At 30.7% G+C, this 22,287-nt stretch carries 17 protein-coding genes; 12 read left to right on the top strand and 5 right to left on the bottom strand.

Annotated elements, in window-relative coordinates:
• The first annotated feature begins 35 nt into the window (after positions 1 to 35).
• The 3 genes from LGK97_RS05850 (at position 36) to LGK97_RS05840 (ending at position 4,373) form a co-directional block, all read left to right on the top strand.
• Complete coding sequence (locus LGK97_RS05850; protein ID WP_226258931.1) at positions 36 to 3,317, top strand: SNF2 helicase associated domain-containing protein; 3,282 nt, start codon at positions 36 to 38, stop codon at positions 3,315 to 3,317.
• Positions 3,318 to 3,363: 46 nt separating this feature from the next.
• On the top strand, positions 3,364 to 3,810 hold the full coding sequence (locus LGK97_RS05845) for a DUF2383 domain-containing protein (protein WP_413228420.1): 447 nt from the start codon (positions 3,364 to 3,366) through the stop codon (positions 3,808 to 3,810).
• 167 nt (positions 3,811 to 3,977) lie between these two features.
• On the top strand, positions 3,978 to 4,373 hold the full coding sequence (locus LGK97_RS05840; protein WP_226258812.1) for a hypothetical protein: 396 nt from the start codon (positions 3,978 to 3,980) through the stop codon (positions 4,371 to 4,373).
• Positions 4,374 to 4,441: 68 nt separating this feature from the next.
• Here LGK97_RS05840 and LGK97_RS05835 read toward each other — a convergent pair whose 3' ends face one another.
• Entirely contained in the window at positions 4,442 to 6,112 is a 1,671-nt protein-coding gene (locus LGK97_RS05835) for a methyl-accepting chemotaxis protein (protein ID WP_226258811.1), read from the bottom strand.
• 191 nt (positions 6,113 to 6,303) lie between these two features.
• Between LGK97_RS05835 and LGK97_RS05830 the strand changes: the two genes are divergently transcribed.
• The 5 genes from LGK97_RS05830 (at position 6,304) to LGK97_RS05810 (ending at position 10,354) form a co-directional block, all read left to right on the top strand.
• Positions 6,304 to 7,119: a ZIP family metal transporter gene (locus LGK97_RS05830; RefSeq protein WP_226258810.1), complete on the top strand. Its 816-nt coding sequence runs from the start codon at positions 6,304 to 6,306 to the stop codon at positions 7,117 to 7,119.
• A 187-nt stretch (positions 7,120 to 7,306) separates the two neighbouring features.
• A complete protein-coding gene (locus LGK97_RS05825; RefSeq protein ID WP_226258809.1) occupies positions 7,307 to 7,963 on the top strand; it encodes a B12-binding domain-containing protein in 657 nt (218 codons plus the stop codon).
• Positions 7,960 to 9,126, top strand: coding sequence for an ABC transporter permease (locus LGK97_RS05820; RefSeq protein ID WP_226258808.1), 1,167 nt, complete (start codon positions 7,960 to 7,962; stop codon positions 9,124 to 9,126). Before LGK97_RS05825 ends, LGK97_RS05820 begins: the two co-directional genes overlap by 4 nt.
• Positions 9,119 to 9,808, top strand: a complete 690-nt coding sequence (locus LGK97_RS05815) for an ABC transporter ATP-binding protein (RefSeq protein WP_226258807.1) — start codon at positions 9,119 to 9,121, stop codon at positions 9,806 to 9,808. Before LGK97_RS05820 ends, LGK97_RS05815 begins: the two co-directional genes overlap by 8 nt.
• 21 nt (positions 9,809 to 9,829) lie before the next feature.
• On the top strand, positions 9,830 to 10,354 hold the full coding sequence (locus tag LGK97_RS05810; RefSeq protein ID WP_226258806.1) for a hypothetical protein: 525 nt from the start codon (positions 9,830 to 9,832) through the stop codon (positions 10,352 to 10,354).
• A 47-nt stretch (positions 10,355 to 10,401) separates the two neighbouring features.
• Here LGK97_RS05810 and nhaC read toward each other — a convergent pair whose 3' ends face one another.
• Positions 10,402 to 11,850, bottom strand: a complete 1,449-nt coding sequence (gene nhaC, locus LGK97_RS05805; protein WP_226258805.1) for a Na+/H+ antiporter NhaC — start codon at positions 11,848 to 11,850, stop codon at positions 10,402 to 10,404.
• Between the two features lie 431 nt (positions 11,851 to 12,281).
• Here nhaC and LGK97_RS05800 point away from each other — a divergent pair, with 431 nt between their 5' ends.
• Positions 12,282 to 13,388, top strand: coding sequence for a DEAD/DEAH box helicase (locus tag LGK97_RS05800; RefSeq protein WP_226258804.1), 1,107 nt, complete (start codon positions 12,282 to 12,284; stop codon positions 13,386 to 13,388).
• A gap of 53 nt (positions 13,389 to 13,441) precedes the next feature.
• On the opposite strand, the gene LGK97_RS05795 is transcribed toward LGK97_RS05800, so the two are convergent.
• Positions 13,442 to 14,686: an HlyC/CorC family transporter gene (locus LGK97_RS05795; protein ID WP_226258803.1), complete on the bottom strand. Its 1,245-nt coding sequence runs from the start codon at positions 14,684 to 14,686 to the stop codon at positions 13,442 to 13,444.
• Between the two features lie 254 nt (positions 14,687 to 14,940).
• Here LGK97_RS05795 and LGK97_RS05790 point away from each other — a divergent pair, with 254 nt between their 5' ends.
• Complete coding sequence (locus tag LGK97_RS05790) at positions 14,941 to 18,360, top strand: ATP-binding protein (protein ID WP_226258802.1); 3,420 nt, start codon at positions 14,941 to 14,943, stop codon at positions 18,358 to 18,360.
• Positions 18,361 to 18,452: 92 nt separating this feature from the next.
• Here LGK97_RS05790 and LGK97_RS05785 read toward each other — a convergent pair whose 3' ends face one another.
• Positions 18,453 to 19,055, bottom strand: a complete 603-nt coding sequence (locus tag LGK97_RS05785) for a TlpA disulfide reductase family protein (protein WP_226258801.1) — start codon at positions 19,053 to 19,055, stop codon at positions 18,453 to 18,455.
• 174 nt (positions 19,056 to 19,229) lie between these two features.
• Positions 19,230 to 19,934, bottom strand: coding sequence for a cytochrome c biogenesis CcdA family protein (locus LGK97_RS05780; RefSeq protein WP_226258800.1), 705 nt, complete (start codon positions 19,932 to 19,934; stop codon positions 19,230 to 19,232).
• A gap of 395 nt (positions 19,935 to 20,329) precedes the next feature.
• Between LGK97_RS05780 and LGK97_RS05775 the strand changes: the two genes are divergently transcribed.
• Both LGK97_RS05775 and LGK97_RS05770 read left to right on the top strand, forming a co-directional pair.
• Entirely contained in the window at positions 20,330 to 21,229 is a 900-nt protein-coding gene (locus tag LGK97_RS05775) for a DUF2156 domain-containing protein (RefSeq protein ID WP_226258929.1), read from the top strand.
• A gap of 124 nt (positions 21,230 to 21,353) precedes the next feature.
• Positions 21,354 to 21,908: a GNAT family N-acetyltransferase gene (locus tag LGK97_RS05770; RefSeq protein WP_226258928.1), complete on the top strand. Its 555-nt coding sequence runs from the start codon at positions 21,354 to 21,356 to the stop codon at positions 21,906 to 21,908.
• Positions 21,909 to 22,287 lie beyond the last annotated feature (379 nt).

The following is a 22,287-nucleotide window of genomic DNA, read 5'->3' as shown; positions in this document are numbered from 1 at the left end:
AGAGGGCTATGAAATTCAAGAAACTAGGAGAAGATATGTTAAATGAAGATATAGTATTACAAATATTTAATGAGGGGACCACTGGTAAAAATCATGCTAGAGGACAAAGAGTCCTTAATAATGATTTAGTTTCCTCTATAAATATTACCAGTGAAGATAAATTAATATGCATAGAAGGTAATGTGATTTCGGAGAAACTTTTCAATGAATATCATACGAAAATTGAAATGGATTCATGGAGAAGAGATATTTTTTCTACTTCTTGTAGTTGTGCTGATTACGAAAAAAATGAATTTAAAACTCAAAATTATTGTTGTAAACATTTAGTGGCAACCTTTTATAAGGCTTTAGAGGAGTTAGCTAGAAATCCTCTTTTAATAGAAGAAGATGTGGGTAGTAAAGCAATATTTGAAAATAATGGAAGCGTATTATCTATACTCCTGGGAGATGAAAAACAAAAGGATGAAATAAAAATAGAAGTATACATAAATAAAAATCAGTGGACCAATGGACTTACTGCTGAGTTTAAAATAGGGTTAAGGACTATGAGTTCAAGTAATCTTTATATCATAAAGGATATTAATCATTTTTTAGTAGCATATTATAATAATTTTCCTATAAAATATAGTAAGAATTTTACCTTTAGTATAGAAACTCAAAGGTTGAGTACAAAGGATAAAAGACTTATAGATTTTATTGATATGTTAAAGACTATGGAAGTGCCTCAAAAATATGTTAATAGAAGTGAGCAGCCATATGTGGATGGGAAAAGTATAAATATTCCCAAATACCTAACAAGAGAATTTTTTGAAGTAATAACTAAGCATAGATTATACTTAAATGAAGGTTTTTTTTATAGACCCGTGGATACTGAAGTATTATATCAGGCTCCACCAATAGATTTTGATTTAAAAATAATAAAGAATAATTATGTGCTTAAATCTACCGGAGGAATGCCAGTAGCTTTAGGCTCTATTGGCTCTAAGAATGATGTATTCTTGTATGGTAGTACTATATATCTTCCGGATTATGAGTTTTGTTATAAGATAAGTCCTTATCTACAGATTTTTAATGAGGCAAGGGTTGTAACGATGACAAGTATTGAGGAGGATAAGATATTAAGGAAACTAGTTCCAGAACTTAATTATTTATCACAAAGTGTTACTTTGTCTAAGGCTATAAAAGATAAAATAATAATGGGCATCTGCCATTTTAGTTTCTACTTTAATCAAGAAGGGAAAGCTATTATTTTAACACTTAAAGTTAAGTATGAAGCCTTGGAGTTTAATATTTTTGAAGATTGCACAGAAAAAATTGTATATAGAGACCGTAAAAAGGAAGCAGAAGTTATAGACAAACTAAAAGCATTAGGTTTTGAAGAAATAAAGAGTAAGTTTCACTTTTTAAAGGGAGAAGATTATATATTTAAATTTTTTAAAAGTGAGATCGGAATACTTCAAGAAATTGGAGAAGTATATTATTCTGAAAACTTTAAAGGTATAAAATCCTTAGGTAAGTCTAGCATTAGTGGAGATATAAAAAGTGGAAAATATAACTACTTTGAAATGGATTTTAAAATAGGAGATATTGATCCTAATGAAACCGCAAATATACTAAGGGCTTTTAGAAACAGTCTTAAATATTACAAGCTTAAAAATGGAGAGTATCTTGATTTAGAAGAGTTAGAACTTAATAAGTTTTTAAAACTTTTAGATGTTATATCGTCAAAAGATATTGATAATAATCATATCGAACTATCTAAAAGTAAAGGAATTTTTTTAGATACCTATTTAGAAGAAAACAAAATTAGATATATAAAAGGGAAAAAAGAATTAAAGGAAGTAAAAGATAAGCTTAAAAATATAGATAAATTAAAATTCAAAGAACCGGTAGATTTAAAAGGAAAGTTAAGAAAATATCAAAAGGTAGGATATAATTGGTTTAAAACTCTAGAATATTTAGGTTTTGGTGGAATTTTAGCAGATGAAATGGGTCTTGGTAAAACTATTCAGGCAATTACATTTATACTGTCAAACAAGGGAAGTAAGACGTTAATTGTAGCACCTACTTCTTTAATATATAACTGGACAAATGAGTTTGAAAAGTTTGCAAGCAATTTAGTGGTTGTGGCTGCTAATGGACAAAAGGAAGAACGTGAAGAATTAATAAAAACTATAAAAGATTATGATGTGGTTATAACGACTTACAATCTGTTAAAGAGAGACATAGATATTTACAAGAAGATGGAATTTGATTATTGCATATTAGATGAAGCTCAAAATATTAAAAATGCAAGTTCTCAAAATGCAGTAGCTGTAAAAGAAATAAAAGCAAAGACAAGATTTGCATTATCTGGTACTCCCATTGAAAATTCTCTTATGGAGCTATGGTCTATATTCGATTTTATAATGCCAGGGTATCTATATGATGAGAAGAGGTTTAGTGTAAGATATCATAAAAAGCTTAAAGAAAATCCAGAGATATTAGAGGATTTAAATAGGCTTATAAAACCTTTTATTTTAAGGCGTAAAAAGAAGGATGTTTTAAAGGAATTGCCAGATAAGATTGAAAAGACATTAATGGTGAGTTTAGAAGAGGAGCAAAAGAAGATTTATAAAACCTATGCAAATCATGCCATGGAACTTATTGAAAATAAAGTTAAAAATGATGAGTTTAAAAATAGTAAAATAGAAGTACTCTCTTATATAACAAAGTTAAGACAACTGTGCCTTGACCCCACAGTACTAATGAATGATTATAGTGGTGGTAGTGCAAAAATAGAAGCTCTAGTGGAACTTCTTCATAATAGTATAGAAGGAGAGCATAAAGTCCTTGTGTTCTCTCAGTTTACATCTGTTTTAAAAAATATATGCAAAAGACTTAAAAGAGAAGAGATATCCTTTAATTACCTAGATGGGTCTGTGCCATCTGAGAAGAGAATGAGCATGGTGAAAGCATTTAATGAAGGTGAAGGCATATCTGGTGAGTATGAAAACTCTGTGTTTTTAATAAGTTTAAAGGCAGGAGGAACTGGACTTAATTTAACTTCAGCAGATGTAGTAATTCACTTTGATCCATGGTGGAATCCAGCAGTAGAGGAGCAGGCTACAGATAGAGCTCATAGAATAGGGCAAAATAATGTGGTTGAAGTAATAAAGATTATAGCTAAAGGGACTATAGAGGAAAAAATATTATTACTTCAAGAGGAGAAGAAAAAACTTATATCATCACTTATGGGAGATGAACTATCTAGTGGAGAAGGATTTGCAGCTTTAAGCGAAGAAGAGGTATTTGGATTATTTGAAATGAAGGAATAATGCATAATAAAAATACCAAATGCTCACAATAAACTGAGGTGAGATTATGGTAATGAATAATGATGTAAAAGAAATGAACAAATTCTTGAAAGGGGTACACATGGGAGCTACTACCTTTAAGGATTATCTTAGCAAAGCAAAGGATGCCGAGCTTAAAAATGAATTAGTTGAAATCATAGAATCCTTTAAGAAACATGAAGAGGCCATTACCAATAGGATAGAAATACTAGGTGGTGATGCCGCTGATACTCTTGGAATAATGGGTACTATGGCAGATTTCTTTGAGAAAATCAAACTAATGCCTGTAGATACTGATTTAGAAGTGTGTGAACGTGCCACAGCAGCTATGGAAATGGGGATAACTCAAGGTGAAAGTTTTATAGAAGAGAATAAGGAGTTAGAGCCTAGTTTGATGAAAGAAGTAAAGGGAGTTGTAGCTGACTACGGCAATCATCTAAGAAAGATACAAGAATTAATGAGGAAATGTAAGTAATAAGATGCTCCTGCTTTATATAGTGGGAGCGTTTTATTACTTATATCTTTTATTTTAGTATGTTTTACTTGTTATTTGTTTTCAAGTACATTATACTATTTTTAAGAATTACATAATTATGTATGAATGTTAACAAGTAAACAATTTTAAGGTAAGGGGGAATTAGCATGGGGCAGGTTGTAAGATGCTCAATAATAATTTGTGATGACTTTAATGCTGTTTTAATTGCAGCTAGGGGTAAAACCAAAAGGGGGTTACCAAAGGTTTGGAGTATTTTTGGTAAAGATGTAAAAGGCAAGGAAACTACAGAGGAATGTATATCTAAAGCAGTAGACAAAGATTTAAAGTGTACTTTATTTGAGGCAAGCCTATTTAAGGAATATGTATTTGATGAAAGTAGTGGAGATGCATCATTGGTTTATACTGGTAAGGTAAAAGAGTATCTAACTCCACACAAAGATATAGATTCTATTAGGTGGATTACTGAAAGAGAATTAGATAAGTATGAATTTGTAGACGGAGATAAAGAGATATTATTAGATTACTTTAAAAGTAGGGGGTAATTGGTAGATTTTTAATAATTATAAGAAAAACCATGAAAATTTCAAAAAAAATCTTCATGGTTTTTAGTTTAGTTAACTTTAAATCTTGCAACTTTTTCATAAAGTCTATTGGACATTTCAGATAGTTCCGAAACACCAGCAGCAACTTCTTCTACAGAAGCTGTTTGTTCCTCTACAGATGCTGCAACATTTTGAGTGTTATCTGAGTTCTCATTGACAATGTCTGTAATACTCTTTGCTGCTTGCTCTATATTCACAAAGGAACTATTTATCTTACTGTTTATTTCATCTATTGTTTTTACGCCATTATAAGTACTTTTAGCCTTTTCAACTATATCCTCTAATGCTGCTTCTGCAGTTTTCATTAAATGAACTTCCCTTTCCACTTCATTAACGTTATTTTGCATGTGTTCTCTTGCGGCAGAAGTTTCTAATTGGATATTGTTTACAATGGGTATAATCTGTTTTGTAGCTGTAACTGTTTCATCAGCAAGTTTTCTAACTTCTTCTGCCACAACTGCAAAGCCCTTTCCATGCTCTCCTGCTCTTGCAGCCTCAATAGAAGCATTAAGTGCAAGCAAATTAGTTTGATCTGAAATATCGGTTATCATTTCAATGATTCTACCTATTTCTTTAGAACTTTCTACTAATAGCTGTAATCTTTCTGATACATCATTTGTGTTTGTGGAAAGCACATTTAGTTGATCAATAGCTGTTTTTACTTGGGTATTACCAAGAGATGCCTCATTTTCAGTGGATTTTGAATCCTCTAAGACACTATTAATAATTTCTGAACTATTTTTTATGTATTCAGACATGGAGTTAACCATGTTAAACATATTATCCACTTGCCTAGTTTGAGTAACTGTGCCTTCAGAAACTTCTTGGATTGCGATAGCTATTACCTCTGTTGCTTTGCTAGTTTCATAACTTGTGTTTGATATTTGCTCAGAAGTTAGTTTTACATTTTTAGAAGTTTCCCCAACTGACTTTACAATTTCATGGATATTGGCAATGAAAATATCAAACCATTTTGAAAGCTCACCTATTTCATCTTTTCTATTAATATTTATTCTATTAGTTAAATCGCCTTCACCATCAGCTATGTTTTTCATAATTTCAATAAGCTTATCTAAAGGTTTTAAAACACTTTTACTGATTATGTAGAATGAGAACAATATAATTACTAAGGATAAAATTAAAAACATGATACTTATTTTCTTTGAAGTTGCTATTTTATTACTTGAGTCTTTATCTAATGTAGATACCACATCATTTATGCCTTCCACCATTACTGTTGCATTGCTTTTTATATAATTTGAGGCTTCCGTAGTTTTAACAGTATCTTCAGAAGTAATAATTGTATTATAAGCTTCTTTGAAGGTCACCCAGTTTTTAGATATGTCTTCTAACTTTTTTAAGGTTTCCTTATTATTTGAAGCATTAAGGTTTAATTCAGCATTTCCACTTTGAAGCCCTGTTAATATTTTTTCAAAAGTGGCTATTTCTTTAGTTATTTCAGACTTTAACTCGGTTTTTTTGTTACTATCACGCTCCTCCATATAGATGTTTGTAAGATAAGCAAGCTTATAGCTTCTCATTCGTTCACTGCCGGATAAATTAATAGCCGGGGCATCTCCATTTAAATTATTGAATGCAATAAAATTATTAAGAACAATTACAATTATTAATATAGATAAAGATGTTAATATCAATATTAGTTTATTACGTATTTTCATATAATCCCTCCGTTAGTTTGTGTTTAGTATTAACAAATAATAATTACACTTTACTTTTATATTATATAGTGTATTTTGTAGAAATAAAAGGATTTTAGTATTAAAAGTGGAATTATTTTTTTATTTGTTTAAAACGTGACAATTAGTTATAATATAAGAAAGTTGGAAGAATTGAGAATGGAGGATTTTTTATGATAATAGAATGGCTTAAAAATTTTGACCCCGTGATGCAAGCTCTTTTTGCAACACTATTTACTTGGGGAGTAACAGCACTCGGAGCAGCACTAGTATTTGCATTTAAAACTATTAATAGAAAGGTGTTAAATGGTATGCTTGGCTTTGCAGCAGGAGTTATGATCGCTGCCAGTTTTTGGTCGCTGCTTGCCCCTGCTATAGAGATGGCAGAGCAAACAAGTACCCCAGCGTGGATACCTGCAGCGGTGGGATTCCTAACAGGCGGAGCGTTTCTTTTTTCAGTAGATAAAATTTTACCGCATCTACACCTTAACTTACCAATAGAAGAAGCAGAAGGAATTAAAACTAGTTGGCAAAGAAGTATCTTATTGGTACTTGCTATAACTTTGCATAACATACCAGAAGGACTTGCAGTTGGAGTTGCGTTTGGAGCAGTAGCTGCCGGATTACCTTCAGCTTCATTAGCAGGAGCTGTTGCACTGGCAATTGGAATTGGTATTCAAAACTTTCCAGAAGGGGCGGCGGTTTCTATTCCGCTAAGACGAGAAGGTTTTTCACGATTTAAAAGCTTTATGTATGGTCAAGCATCAGGGATAGTAGAGCCTATAGCAGGGGTCATAGGAGCATTTGCAGTAATAGCAATGAAACCAATTCTTCCTTATGCGCTATCTTTTGCAGCAGGTGCAATGATTTATGTAGTTGTTGAGGAATTAATACCTGAATCACAACAAGATTCGAAAACAGATATTTCAACTATTGGTGCTATGGTAGGCTTTGTAATTATGATGATACTAGATGTAGCTTTAGGTTAATAAAAATATGATTAAGGCACACTGAAAACTTATTTAAATTCAATGAGTTTTCAATGTGCCTATTTTTAACTATGAAGATATATCTTAAAGAATATTTCAAATATTATAAAAATATGATAAAATATAAATAAAATCATATGGTAATATGTATTATTAAAAAAAATATTATCAGAAAGCGAGGGGTGGTATGAAGGATATTTATAATAAATTCATAAATCTGCTAGAGAATGAGGATAAAGAAAGCGCAGTAAATCTTATCCTAACTTCCTTGGAAGAGAAAAAGGTTGATATTGTTTCATTATATACTCATGTACTGGCACCTTCATTAAATAATATGAAATCCAGCACTCACGAAAATGGAGTGTCTATATGGAAAGAACATGTTAGAAGTTCAATAATTAGGACGATTATTGAATGTTGTTATCCCTATGTTATTAAGGAAAGACGTGAAACTATTAAGAATACAAGATATGGAACGGTTATTATTATTTGTCCCGGTGAAGAGTATCATGAGATAGGTGCTAGAATGGTTTCAGATTTTTTTACTTTATGTGGATATGAGAGTATTTTTGTAGGAAGCAACACTCCTAGAGATGAATTTTTAAAAGTCATAGATTATATAAATCCGAAGTATTTAGCTGTAAGTGTAACAAATTCTTATAATCTTGTTGCAGTTAAAGCTACTATTGAAAAAATAAGAAGTTATAGCAATGAAAAATTAAACATATTGGTAGGTGGACATGCTTTCAAAAATAATCCAGAGGCTTTTAAAATAGTTGGTGCAGATATGTTTATAGATAATTTTAATGATATTAAAAATCTTAAAAAGGAGGACCTAGAATGAAATTGCCATTTAAAATAGCTGTAAGATTTTTAAAATCAAGCAAGGGACAAACCATCTTAATAGCTATAGGAATAGCTATTGGGGTTTCAGTACAAATCTTTATAGGTTCACTTATACAAGGTTTACAAAAAAGTCTTATAGATAAAACCATAGGAAATTCTTCGCAAATAACAGTTGTATCAAATAAGGATGACAAAACCATAGATAGTTATAAAGAAAAATTATCTCAAATAAAACTTTCAGATGGTAGAATTCAAAAAATATCCGCGACAGCTGATTCACCTGCATTTATAAAATATAGTGATAAAACTGCCCCAATACTTATTAGAGGCTTTGACTTAGGACAAGAGAATGACCTATATAACATAAAGGCTAGAGTATATGAAGGAGACATGCCTAAAGGCCTGTATGAAGTATTAGTAGGGAAGAAATTAAAAGAAGAATTTAATATTAATATTGGGGATGAAATTTCTTTATTTACACCTAATGGGAAAACTAAGAAGGCTATAGTTACAGGTTTTTATGACTTGAAGGTATCAAGTATAAACAAATCATGGATTATAACAAGTATTGAGACTTCTCAGGATATATTCGATTTTAAAAATAAAGTAACCTCAATAGAAATGCAAGTAAGCTCAAAGAATGTATTTAAAGCAGATGAAATCGCAATAAAAGTAGGAGAGAGATTATCTGATGATAATATAAAGGTTGAGAATTGGAAGGCGCAAAATGAAGAATTACTTAGTGGTCTTAGTGGACAAAGTGTTTCTAGCTTAATGATACAAGTTTTTGTCCTTATATCAGTAACTCTTGGAATAGCAAGTGTACTTGCTATAACCGTTGTTCAAAAATCTAAACAAATTGGAATATTAAAAGCAATGGGGATAAAAGATAGCGATGCTAGCAAAATTTTCTTATATCAAGGATTACTACTTGGAATTGCAGGAGCATTACTTGGAATAATACTTGGGATTTCACTGATGTTAATCTTTACAAAGTTTGCATTGAATCCTGATGGTACACCGGTAATACCAATTTACTTAGACTATAAATTTATTGCCATATCAGGTATCATTGCAGTGGCTTCAGCATCTTTAGCTTCACTTATACCGGCAAGAAGCTCTTCAAAGTTAGAACTAATTGAGGTGATTAAAAATGGCTAATATTATTACATTAAAAGATATTAATAAGATTTATGGATTAGAGGTAAAGACACAGGTGTTATTTGACACAAATTTAAATTTTGAAGAAGGCTCATTCAATTCAATTATAGGGCAATCAGGAAGTGGTAAAAGCACACTACTCAATATTATTGGAACTTTAGATAAACCAACAAGTGGAGAGGTTTATATAGATGGAAAAAGAACAGATAGTATGAAAAAAAATGACCTTGCGACACTTCGAAACAAAACTATAGGTTTCATTTTTCAATTTCATTATTTGCTACCAGAATTCACTGCTATAGAAAATGTACTTATTCCTTATATGATGAATAATCCAAAGCCTTCTAAAGAGATTAAAGAAAGAGCTGAGGAGTTAATGAGTTTAGTTGGACTATATAAAGTAAAAGATAATTTAGCATCTAATATGTCAGGAGGACAGCAACAAAGAACAGCCATTGCTAGAGCTTTAATTAATAGTCCTAAAATAATACTTGCAGATGAACCTACTGGAAATCTAGACTCTGAATCAACAGAAAATATTTATACCATACTTAAAGACGTAAATGAAAAGTTTAAGACGACTTTTGTAATTATTACACACGATAGGAGGATAGCAGAAAAGACTGACAGGATAATTGAGATAAAAGACGGAAGGATAAACATGGATATTAATTCGAAATAATTTTAAATAAAGGGAGATATTATGGAGAAGTTTAATGGCAAGCCTGACTCTTTAAAAAAACTTGGGGTTTCTTTTACTGTATCATTTTTATTAGCAATAGTAAGTTACATGTTCATTCCTAATGTTGTATTGAAAACAGTTTTACTTGTGTTTTTTATTACTTGTGCTTGGCAGTTTTATAAAGGACTTATACTTTCTATAACGGTGGATGATCAAAAGATAAAAATATGCAAGCCATTTAATATAAGAACTATAAAGTTTGATGATATTGCCTTCTGTGCAGTTCATGGAATTGATGATGATACTACACTTCTATACGCATTTACGAGGCAAAGACGTTTCAAAGGGGATAAAATAAGTGGTATAAAATCAAAGAAATCCTTTGATGAAATAGTAAAGATTATATCAGAGGATGATGGAAATACAGACCTCAATATTAATTTCAATATGGCATCTAAGATTCTAATTTCATTTGTACAGCAAGGGGATTTATTAAAGGATAAGATACTTGCCAATGTAAATGAAAGACATAAAAAAAATATATAAAAAAAGCCCTTGTTGAAATTTCAACAAGGCTTTTTTTATAGTCTTTATTATGCCTGAGCAGCGGCTTTTCCTTTATACTCTGGAGCTGATGGGTCATCTTCAAGCTTCATCATTGTAATTCCTGTAAATCCAAAGAATATAGATACGAATGGATTTACAAGGTTTAAGAAGCAGTACGGAAGATATGATACTGTTGCAACTCCTAAATAAGTAGACATAGTTGCTCCACAAGTGTTCCATGGAACAAGTGGTGAAGTTAATGTACCAGCATCTTCAAGACATCTTGAAAGATTTCTAGGTGCTAGTCCTCTTTTATGGAATTCATCTTTATACATTTTTCCAGGAAGTACTATTGAAAGATATTGATCTCCGGCAAGTACATTTGTAAATATTGATGTGAATACTGTAGCTGTTACAAGAGAACCAGTGCTCTTTGCGTATTTTAGTATACGTTTTGAAAGGGCTTCAAGCATTCCTGTTTTCTCAAGTGTACCACCAAAAGAAAGTGCTGCAAGAATTAGGGATATAGTCCACATCATGCTTTGGTATCCACCTCTAGTAAGAAGTGCATCTAAAATCTCATTACCAGTTTCTGATACAACACCATCTTGCATTGCGCTCATTACACCAGAAAAACTAGCATTTTGAGTTAGCATTGCTGCAACGCCACCAAGTAAAACGCCTATAAATAAGCCAGGAATAGCTGGTACTTTTTTAGCTACCATAACTATAACTATAATAGGAACTAAAAGTAAAAGTGGTGTTATATTGAAGTTTTGAGCCATTAAAGTTGTTAATGTATCTATGGATGATGTATCAAGTGCTTTGCCAGCAAATCCAAATCCAAGTATTGCATAGCCAATTAGAGCGATTGCTAAACTCACACCTGTTGTATAGGCCATATGCCTAATATGATCAAACAAAGTTGAACCCGCCATAGCCGGGGCTAAGTTTGTTGTGTCTGATAGAGGAGACATTTTATCACCGAAGTATGCACCGGAAATTATTGCGCCAGCTGCCATTGGAGCCGGTATTCCAAGTCCTATAGCAACACCCATTAAGGCTATACCAACAGTACCTGCAGTAGTCCATGAGCTTCCTGTTGCTAATGATACAATAGAACAAAGTATACATGCTGCAACTAAAAAAATACCAGGGTTTAATACTTTTAATCCGTAAAAAATAAGTGTAGGCACAATACCACCTAGAATCCATGTACCTATAATCATACCTATAATTGCTAAAATGATTATTGCTTGCATAGTACCTGAAATAGTACTTATGATGCCTTCTTCGATATCTTGCCATGAATAACCTAATCTGGTAATAGCTATTATTGCAGCTATCAATGTTCCCAAAACTAATGGAATATGAACTGACTGTTCAACCTTAAAAAAAGGTAATACAGTATACATTAGAAGTGCGATTGTACCGATGATCGGTATTAACGCCTCCCATAACTTAGGTTCTCTGGTTTTCTTTGACTTTGAAACCATTTACAATTCCCCCTTTAAGTTTATGGTCTTCTGAAAATCCATGATGTCATATCTATTAAAATTTAGAAAGTTATAAACTTTTCTAAGTTCTAATCAGTTATAAGAAATAATAATCGTATTGAATGATGTATGAAGATTACATTCAATTTGCAATATATTTTAAATATTCTAACATAGGAATGTAATAATTATATTATACAAGATTTTCAAAAAAAAGCAATAAAATTATATTTATCAGACAACTATAGAATTTATTATGTTTAATAGTACAATTGATTCCAATGAAGATTATTTAGAGCAATGTCTATAAATAAATAAGGTATGATTATATAATATGCTAGAATTATTCAATCATGCCACTTGCCACGTGGGTGGCACTAGTGTTATAATGGGTCGACAAAAATATGTTTTAAATAGAAAGGTAAATTAGTATGATAAAGTTTAAAGAGTTAGGAATTAAAGAAGATCTTTTAAATATACTTAAAATCCAAGGAATAACTGAGCCAACACAGGTTCAAGAACGCAGTATTGAGTTGATAAAAAATGGAAGAGATATTATAGCAGAGGCACAAACAGGAACGGGAAAAACCCTTGCGTTTTTATTGCCAATGTTTGATAATATGTCAGCAGATATAAACACAATTCAAGGTTTAATATTGACACCAACAAGAGAACTTGCGATACAGATAACTGAGGAAGCGAGAAAACTTGCAGGGAGTAAAAACTTAAATATATTAGCTGCATATGGTGGTAAAGATATAGGGTCGCAGCTTAAAAAACTAAAAGGAAATATTCATTTAGTCATTGCAACACCGGGAAGACTTTTAGATCATCTCAGCCGTGGCACGGTTAAACTTGATAATCTTAAGACCTTAGTGCTAGATGAAGCTGACCAAATGCTTCTTATGGGATTTAAAAACGACATAGAAGATATAGTTTCAAAAACATCAAAAAACAGGCAAACACTTTGTTTTTCAGCAACAATGAGTTCAGATGTTAAAAAAATGGCATATAAGTATATGAATGACCCTGAAGAAATAATCATTAAAAAAGAAGAACCAACCCTTAAGAATATAAAGCAATTTTTAATAGAAACTACAGATAGAAGAAAACAAGAAGATTTATGTAAGGTTTTAGATGAGGATAATGCATTTATGGCTATAATTTTCTGTAGAACTAAAAGAAGAGTTGATGATCTTGAGATGGCTCTTTATAAGAAGGGTTATAATTGCCAAAAGCTACATTCTGATATAACACAATCAAAAAGGGAGAAAATAATGAAAGCCTTTAAGAGTTGTGATATTCAGTACTTAATTGCTACAGATGTAGCAGCTAGAGGGCTTGATATTAATGGAGTTAGTCATGTTTATAATTATGATATACCTGAAACAGCAGAAGGGTATATACATCGTATAGGAAGAACGGGAAGGGCTGGAGAAGAAGGATTTACATATTTATTTGCAGCTCCAAAGGATCAGCTTATTTTAGATGCTATAGAAAAGAAAATACAAGGTAGAATTCCTAGAAAGAATTTTTAATAAAAAGTACCCTAAACATAGAATTCTTATGTTTAGGGTACTTTTTATTTATTTTATGTTATAATTTTAATTTTTATTATCCGGTTCTTATTAGTACTTTGTATGATAAACTTTGTATCGTTATAATGTATTGTTTCACCTGTCTTTGGAAGCCTTCCAAGTATGCCTGTAACGAAACCACCTATGGAATCGAAGTCCTCTGACTCTATATTTAATCCTATCATTTCATTTACCATGCTTATTTTTGTATCACCATCAACGATAAATTCATCTTCTTTAATAACTTCAATTTTATCATCATCATCGTCGTATTCATCTTCTATATCTCCAACGATTTCTTCTACTAAATCTTCAATTGTAACAAGTCCAGCAGTACCACCATATTCATCTAGTAGAATTGCTATAGGTGCACGTTTTGCACGCATGTCTGCAAATAAATCAACAGTGCTTTTAAACTCATAAGTAAAATATGGTGCACGCATATGTTTTTCTATACTAAATTCTTCTTTTTCATCCTCAAAGAAAATTAAATCCTTAATGTATAAAATTCCAACAATATTATCTACAGTGTCTTCAAATATGGGCATTCTAGAAAATTGCTCTTCTTTGAAAATTGTTATAAGTTCACTATAAGTTGAGTTTATATTGGCTACAATCATATCAGTTCTTGGAGTCATGACATCTTTTGCCTGTGAGTCTCCAAATTCAAATACATTATAGATCATTTGCTTTTCTTCACCTTCCAAAACTCCTTCTTCGTGACTGACACTTACCATTGTTTTCAATTCCTCTTCAGTAATAAAGGGTCTTTGCTTATCGGGGTCTCCACCAAGTATTTTTATAAAGCTATTAGTTATAAAAATTAATACTACAATAATCGGATTTAAAATGAAGGTAATTAGACGTATTGGTCCAGCAACTTTCAAAGAAATTTTTTCGGAATTTTGTGCAGCTAGTGACTTTGGTGTTATTTCTCCAAAGATCAATACAAGAATTGTCATTACAACTGTTGCAATAGCGACGCCAGTAGCTCCCCAATATTTAATTGCAAGGGAAGTTGCTAGTGCAGAAGCACCGATATTTGCAATGTTATTTCCTACTAAAATACCACCTAAAAGCTTAGTAGGATTTTTAAGTAACTTATCAATTCCATCGGCTCCCTTAATCTCTGATTCTACCATGTGCCTTAACCTAATTTTGCTTAAAGACATCAAAGCTGTTTCAGAAGCAGAGAAAAATGCTGAAAACATTAATAAAATTGCTAAAGATATAATTTGCCACGTACCCTCGGGGTCCATAATATGTTCACACTCCTTAAAATATAACCTATTAAAATTATACCATAAATTTAAGGCTATTCAAATAAATTTATAATGAAAACTATAAAAAATGTATATACTTACATATAAAACTGAAATATGTAAGAAATCTTTCAGTGAAAAAATAACATTTATACATATATACTATTTAATATGACATTTTATATGTTATTATATATTGTGCGTATAGCTTAAAAAGTTATTATAAATATAATTAACAAAGGAGTAAATTCATGGTACAAGTTAAGCTTGATAGAGTTAAGTCATATAAAAGTAAATTATTTATTTTACTAGCCATAACTTTAATTATATTTCTTATGATAATTAAAAGTAGCAGTGAGATTAGCCATACAAACAAGAGTATTCCTTTAGCAAGTAAAGGAATACTAGATCTAAGGAATTGGGATTTTGAAAGGGATGGAATGATAAAACTTAATGGGGAATGGGAGGTATATGATAGTGAATTGGGAATTCCAAAAAAAATTAAAAGTGATTCTATGGAAACAATTAAGTATCAAACCTTCCCAGCTATCTTTGGGAAGAAGGGATATGCTACTTATAGATTAAAGATACTCATGAATGATACTAATGAGCTTTATTCAGTAAAAGTAGACTATATTCAAAGTGCATATGAACTTTGGGCTGGGGATAAGTTAATAACTTTTGTGGGGAGGGTTGGAAAAACTAAAAGTGAAATGATCCCTCAATTAGTACCAGCAATGGGCTCTTTTTATGTGGAAAATGGTGAAGCATATTTAGTACTTAAAGTTAGCAATTTCTATAATGAAATTGGATACATAGATACATTGATATTAGGTGGTGCAGAGAAGGTTGCAGCTACTAGGGAGAGGAATATTGCTTTAAGTTTATTTGTTTTTGGATGCAGCATTATGGGTGCTATATATAGCCTTGGGGTATTTATTAATAGAAAAAAAGATAAAACTCAATTATATTTTGCAATTATATGCGTAATTATTGCCATAAGAACATTGTTTATTGGTGAAGGTTTTATAATTTCACTATTACCTTATTTTAATTATACTGTGTCTGGAAAAATAAAAGTTTGGACATTCTACGCTTATATTCCATTTATCATTCTGTTTGTACATAACTCCTATAAGGAAATCATGGCAAGTTGGTTAGTTAGATTATCTAATTATATAGCTGTAGCATATTCAGTTATTGTTTTGTTCATGCCCATGGAATATTATTTATATGTTATAGCTCCATTTGAAGTATTTTCCCTTGCAGCTATACTTTATATGATGTTCAAGATTTCTAAAACATATATAAAGAGTGGACAAACTGACTATATTGTTGTGGTGGGATTATTTGCATTATTTATTACAAGAGTTAATGATATATTATATGAATATAGCATTATAATTACAAATTCTTTAGCGTCCATAGGGACTTTAATATTTATAATTATAAATTTTTATATTTTATCAAAACGTCAAGCAAATGAACTTTCTAATATTGAGGATGTTAGTGCTAATCTTAAATCCTTGAATGAGTTAAAGGATGATTTTCTTGCTGTAACTTCTCACGAACTAAAAACTCCGCTTAATGGAATTATTGGATTAACCGAAGGCATAGTAAATAATGAGGATGCCAGTTTAGATATGGAGCTTAGAGAAGATTTGTTTTTGGTAAATGCTAGCGCTAAAAGGCTATCTAACCTGGTAAATGATATGATGATGTTTTCTAAACTTAAAAATAATGGAATTGAGTTACATAGGAAAGCAGTCAATGTATGTAGTGTTGTAGAAATGGTAATAAAGTTTAGTCAGATATCTATAAATAATAAAAATCTTACTTTTACAAATAATATTGATAAAAACGCGCCTTATGTATTTGGAGATGAAGACAGGATACAGCAAATTTTATATAATTTACTGAGTAATGCTATGAAATTTACACGTGAGGGTGAAATAACCTTATCATATACTATAAAAGATTCCTTTGTTCAGTTTTGTATTAAGGATACAGGAATAGGAATTCCAGAGCAGAAACTTCAGAAGATATTTAATCGATATGAGCAGGTAGAAGGAATTTCTGAGAAGTATGGTGGGACAGGAATAGGTCTTTATGTAACTAAAGAACTTATTGAAATACAGGGTGGAACAATAGAGGTTTCATCAGTTGTAGGGAAAGGAAGTGAATTTGTTTTTACACTTCCGTTATGTACCATTAAGCAACTAGAAGGTAATAAGCAAGAAAGCTATTATAGTAAAGAACATGAAGAAACTAAAGATAGGGGAGATGAGCATTTAAAACCTTTAGAAATAAAGCCTAGTATTGCAAATATGTCTATGGAAGATGCTAAAAAGATTGTTGAAGAAAATATAAAGACAAGTGGTAAAGATAAGTATAAGATTTTAATAGTTGATGATGAGTATGTAAATCGTAAGGTGTTAAAGAAGTTCCTAACAAACGATACTTTTGAATGTTTAGAATCATCAAGCGGCAGCGAAGCATTAAAGCTAATAGATGAAAATTCAGATTTAGATTTAGTAATCCTTGATATGATGATGCCTGATATTTCAGGGTATGAGGTATGTCAAATTATTCGTGAAAGACAGTCTATTTTTGAATTGCCAGTGTTAATTATGACTGCAGATAGCAAAGTAGAGAATTTAGTTATATCCTTTGAGTGTGGTGCAAATGATTATTTAAAGAAACCCTTTGATAAGATTGAACTATTAGCTAGAATAAATACTTTGATAACCTTAAAGCATTCAGTAAAACAAGCATTGTCATTAGTCCATGAGCTTGGAATAGCTAAAAATCAAGTTGAAATACTAAGTGCGCAAAGTGGAGAAAGTAGTAGATTAGTTGAAGAACTTAGGGCGTATGATAAAGTGAAAACAGAATTTATTGCTAATATGTCACACGAGCTTAGAACACCTTTAAATGTAATTTGTAGCGCAATACAACTATTAAAATCCCTTGATGGATCAAAGAAATTAGGGGATGAAAAGATCATATATTATATTAATATAATGAATCAGAATTCCCTAAGATTATTAAGACTTATAAATAATATAATAGACACCACTAAAATAGAGGGAAACTACATTAGGCCTCTTTTAAGAAATGGTGACATAGTCTATGTTATAGAGGAAATATCTCAATCCGTAGCTGAATATATAAAAAGCCGCGGGATAACTCTTATATTTGATACGGATGTAGAAGAAAAGATAATGGCATTTGATGAAGAGAAAATTGAAAGAATAATATTAAATTTATTATCTAATGCAGTTAAATTTACGCAGATAAATGGAAGTATCCTAGTTAATATTTATGATAAGGGTGATTTTGTTGAGATATCTATAAAGGACACAGGTGTAGGAATTCCAAAAGACAGATTAGAATTTATTTTTCAGCGTTTTGCACAAATTGATAAATCTACATCAAGACAAAATGAAGGCAGTGGAATAGGGCTTGCACTGGTAAAATCCCTTGTAGAAATGCATGAGGGTAAAATTTATGCAAATAGCATTGAGGGACAGGGAAGTGAGTTTATTATAACACTACCAGTTAGATTGGTTGATAAAGAGCAAGAAGAAAGAAATCTTAATAACAAAGAGGTACTTGATGCCAAATATGAAGAAAATCTATCAATAGAATTCTCTGATATATATAAATAGAACCATAAAAAGCTTCTGAGCAATTCGTATGAATTGCTCAGAAGCTTTTTATAATTGATTGTACTAAAATGTAGCTTATTCACCACATAATTTTATAATTTACTAATATACATCCTCATTTTTTCAAGAGTAATAGCACCTTTTACTGTTGATATAATATTACCTTCTTTATCTATAAAGAAGGTGGTTGGGATAGCGGTAATGGTATATTGTCTACCTACATTTTCTTCTGAATCTAATAAAATTGTAAAGTTATATTTATTGATATCTGCAAAAGATTTTACTGTGGCTTTATCCTCGCTAAGATTTACAGCTAGGATCACTAAATCAGAATCTTTAGTTTCATTATATAATTTTTGAATATCAGGCATTTCAGACATGCAAGGACGACACCAACTTGCCCAAAAGTTTAACATTACTTTTTTACCTTTAAAATCGCTAAGAGATACATCTTTTCCATTTAAATCTTTCAGTTTGAAATCCAAAGCAGCTATCTTTTCTGGATTAGTAACGATTTCGGTAGGATTATCTTTTTTAATATCTGTACTTTCATTTGGAACTGTAGTGCTTTGTGTAGGAGTTTCTTTAGTTATTATGTCTGAATCCTTTGATTTGTTTTTATTGTAATTAGTTACAGTATAAATACTTATACCAAATATTAAAATAAATATTAACGGCCAAATTATTTTTTTCATTATTCACCCTCCAATTAGTTTAAGTATTGCGTTAAATCATCATCTGCGATGCTGAAATATTAACAACTTTGGAAGCAGATTTAGATTGCATCAAAGTGACCTTTCTGGGCTAGGCAACTGTCACTTATAGAAGATGGCGGACTTGAAGCTTCCAAAATGTTGTTAAAGATGTGGTTAGAAATTAAAGAAATTCAAGTAACGACTTAAAATGCTTACTTTATTTGTGAAAATCAAAACACCCATTATAACTAGAATCACTCCGCTTATTATAGATATAGCTGGTAAATATTTAAAGATTTTATTTTTATGCTTTGTAAAGCTTCCTATTGCAAGCGCAGTTAACATAAAGGGAACTGCAAGACCCAATGAATATACTGAAAGTAAAAGTATCCCAAGGCTAATAGTTTCAAAGCTGCTAGCATACATAAGTATAGGTGATAGAATAGGTCCAATGCAAGGAGTCCAACCAGCGGCAAAGGCCATTCCCATAAGGACAGAGCCGAATTTACCAGAAGCTCTATTAAAGGATAAGAATCTTTTTTCTCTATAAAGTAGTTTAATCTTTAATAAACCAATGGTATGAAGTCCAAACAATATCATTAGAGAGCCACCGATTTGTCTAAATATATGTTTATTTAAAAATAAAAGCTTACCTAATGAGGTAATAGAGGCACCCATCAAAATAAAGATAAAAGAAAAACCAATAACGAATCCAAAAGATTTATACAATACATTTAATTTAGCATTTTTATTATCAAGCTCATTCACGGCTATTCCAGTTAAATAGCTTATGTAAGCTGGTACTAGTGGTAAAACACAAGGCGATAAAAAGGAAAGGAGGCCGGCTGAAAATGCTAATATTAGAGAAATATTGTTCAAGTGTAAATCACCTCCTACATTAATTAATAAGTACATTAAGATTAGAAAAAGTAGTTGTATAAAAACACTATAAGGGAATGATATAAATAATTTGCGAATTAAAGTTGGTTTGTTATTTATTTTAATGTTCTTCATTTAGTAATATGATATCATATTAGTACATTATACTATATTATATGATAATATTATAAATGTAAAATCCAATAATTGCATCACCAAATGTGGTTAATATAAATTCAGAAAAGGAAAATTAAATCACTTTGTAATGCGGAGTACCTATTTGGTAACTATAGTTCAAAAAGGTATCTACTTGTAAATAATGGGCAAACGGTCTAAAATTAATATAAGTGTAAAAATGACGATATTTATGACATATCATAAGGGGAAAGGTTGATATTATGAATTTTAAAAGAATTACAATAGAAGATAAGAGTATAATAGATAAGTTTATATTTCCATATAAATTCCTAAGTTGTGAATATTCTTTCACAACTTTATATATATGGGGAGAAGCCTGTGATATTTGTTTTACTATTTATAAAGAGGCATTAATAATAAGAAAAAAGGACTTTGATGGGAAATATTACTTTATGCAGCCTTTGGGCTATAAAGACGAAAATCTTAAAGAAATAATAGATGCTTTAAACAATTATAAGAAAGAAAATAGTATGACATATTTATTTAAAGATTTAGAAGAGACTTTTATTGAAAAAATAAGAGACATATATGGTGAAACTTTGGATATGTGCATAAGGGAAGATAGAGATAATTTTGATTATTTATATGAAGCAGAAAAACTTATGGAGCTTTCAGGTAAGAAACTTCATGGCAAGAAAAATCACTATAACTCTTTTATAAAGAATTATGCTTATGAAGTTAAAGACATTACTTATGAGAATAAAGAGGTATTAAAAGATGTAATATTTGCAGCAGAATCATGGTATGAAGAAAATAAGGATAATGTACTTCGTAATGAATTACTTGGCATAAAAAGACTTATAAAAAATCTAAATATTATTGATGTTAAGGGTATAGCTGTTTATGTAGGTGAAGAAATTGTAGCATTTAGTTTAGGGGAAAAATTAAATGATGATTTGGCAGTGATCCATATTGAAAAGGGAGATATGAATTTTAAGGGAATATACAGCTTTATTAATAAAACTTTTATTGAAAGATATTTTAGTGATGTAAAGATAATTAATAGAGAGCAAGATCTTGGAATTGAAGGCCTTCGAAAATCTAAATTATCATATTATCCTTATAAGCTAGAGAAAAAATACATATTGAGCTGTTAGTATTGCAACACCGAAGGTGATGATTAATAAGTTATTTTTAATAAAATGGCATAGTTCATAGCTAGTCTACTTTATTGAAGATAACTTATACTTAGTTGTAAGTTAAAGTAGGAAGGATGGTTATATAGTGAATAATCTTTTGGTTGGAGAAAAAGTAAAACTTACGTCTTTGAATGAAGAGGATGTTTTTGAATTTCAAAGATGGTACAATGACGTATCATTCATGCGTCACTATGATACTGTAAGTGCTATTCCTAAGAATATAGAAGATGTAAAAGAAATGGTTAGCGACATAAGAAAAAGCAACTCTTCTTACATTTTTGCTATAAAAAATCTTGAAGCTGAAGAATTTGTCGGTGTTACAGGATTTGAAAATATATCTTGGAATAATGGAACAGCTTTAATATACATAGGAATTGGTGAAAAAAAACATAGAGGGCTTGGCTATGCAAAAGAGGCTTTTAAATTAACAATGGAGTTTGGCTTTGAGGAGTTAAATCTTCATAGAATATATCTTACAGTACTTGAATACAATGAAACTGCAATAAAACTATATGAGAAATTAGGTTTTAAAAGAGAAGGAGTCTACAGAGAATTTATTCATAGAGATGGCAAACGGTATGATATGTACTTGTATGGGATATTAAGACCAGAGTGGGATGCATTAAAGGAAACATAGTGTAAAAGAGATAGGAAGTTTTCATGCATGCCTTGCAAAAGAAGAATTTCTAAATTAAATTTAATAGTTTAGTCGTTTCATTTTGAAAGTCACTCCGGAAAACGTCCTATCTTGCTATTATTGATCTTGAGAGGGGAATATAAGAGATAAGGGGGATGTCTCAAAATGATTAATTTAATCATTAAAAAAGACATCCTCTTTTCTAATGATTTTATAAAAAAATCAATAATAATTATAAAATTATGGTTAATCATTATTGGTTTTTTTATTTTTTGCACAACAAAAAAGAGATCAATAAACCTCCAAATTCTAATATTCAATTTTAATTATTAAGCAATTTCTTTGTGGTGTAAAAATAAACCGCATCTATCATTTTGTA

The sequence above is a fragment of the Clostridium sp. CS001 genome (genome assembly GCF_020443565.1).
GTDB lineage: Bacteria > Bacillota > Clostridia > Clostridiales > Clostridiaceae > Clostridium_AD.
This window is presented reverse-complemented; position numbering and strand designations above follow the sequence as displayed.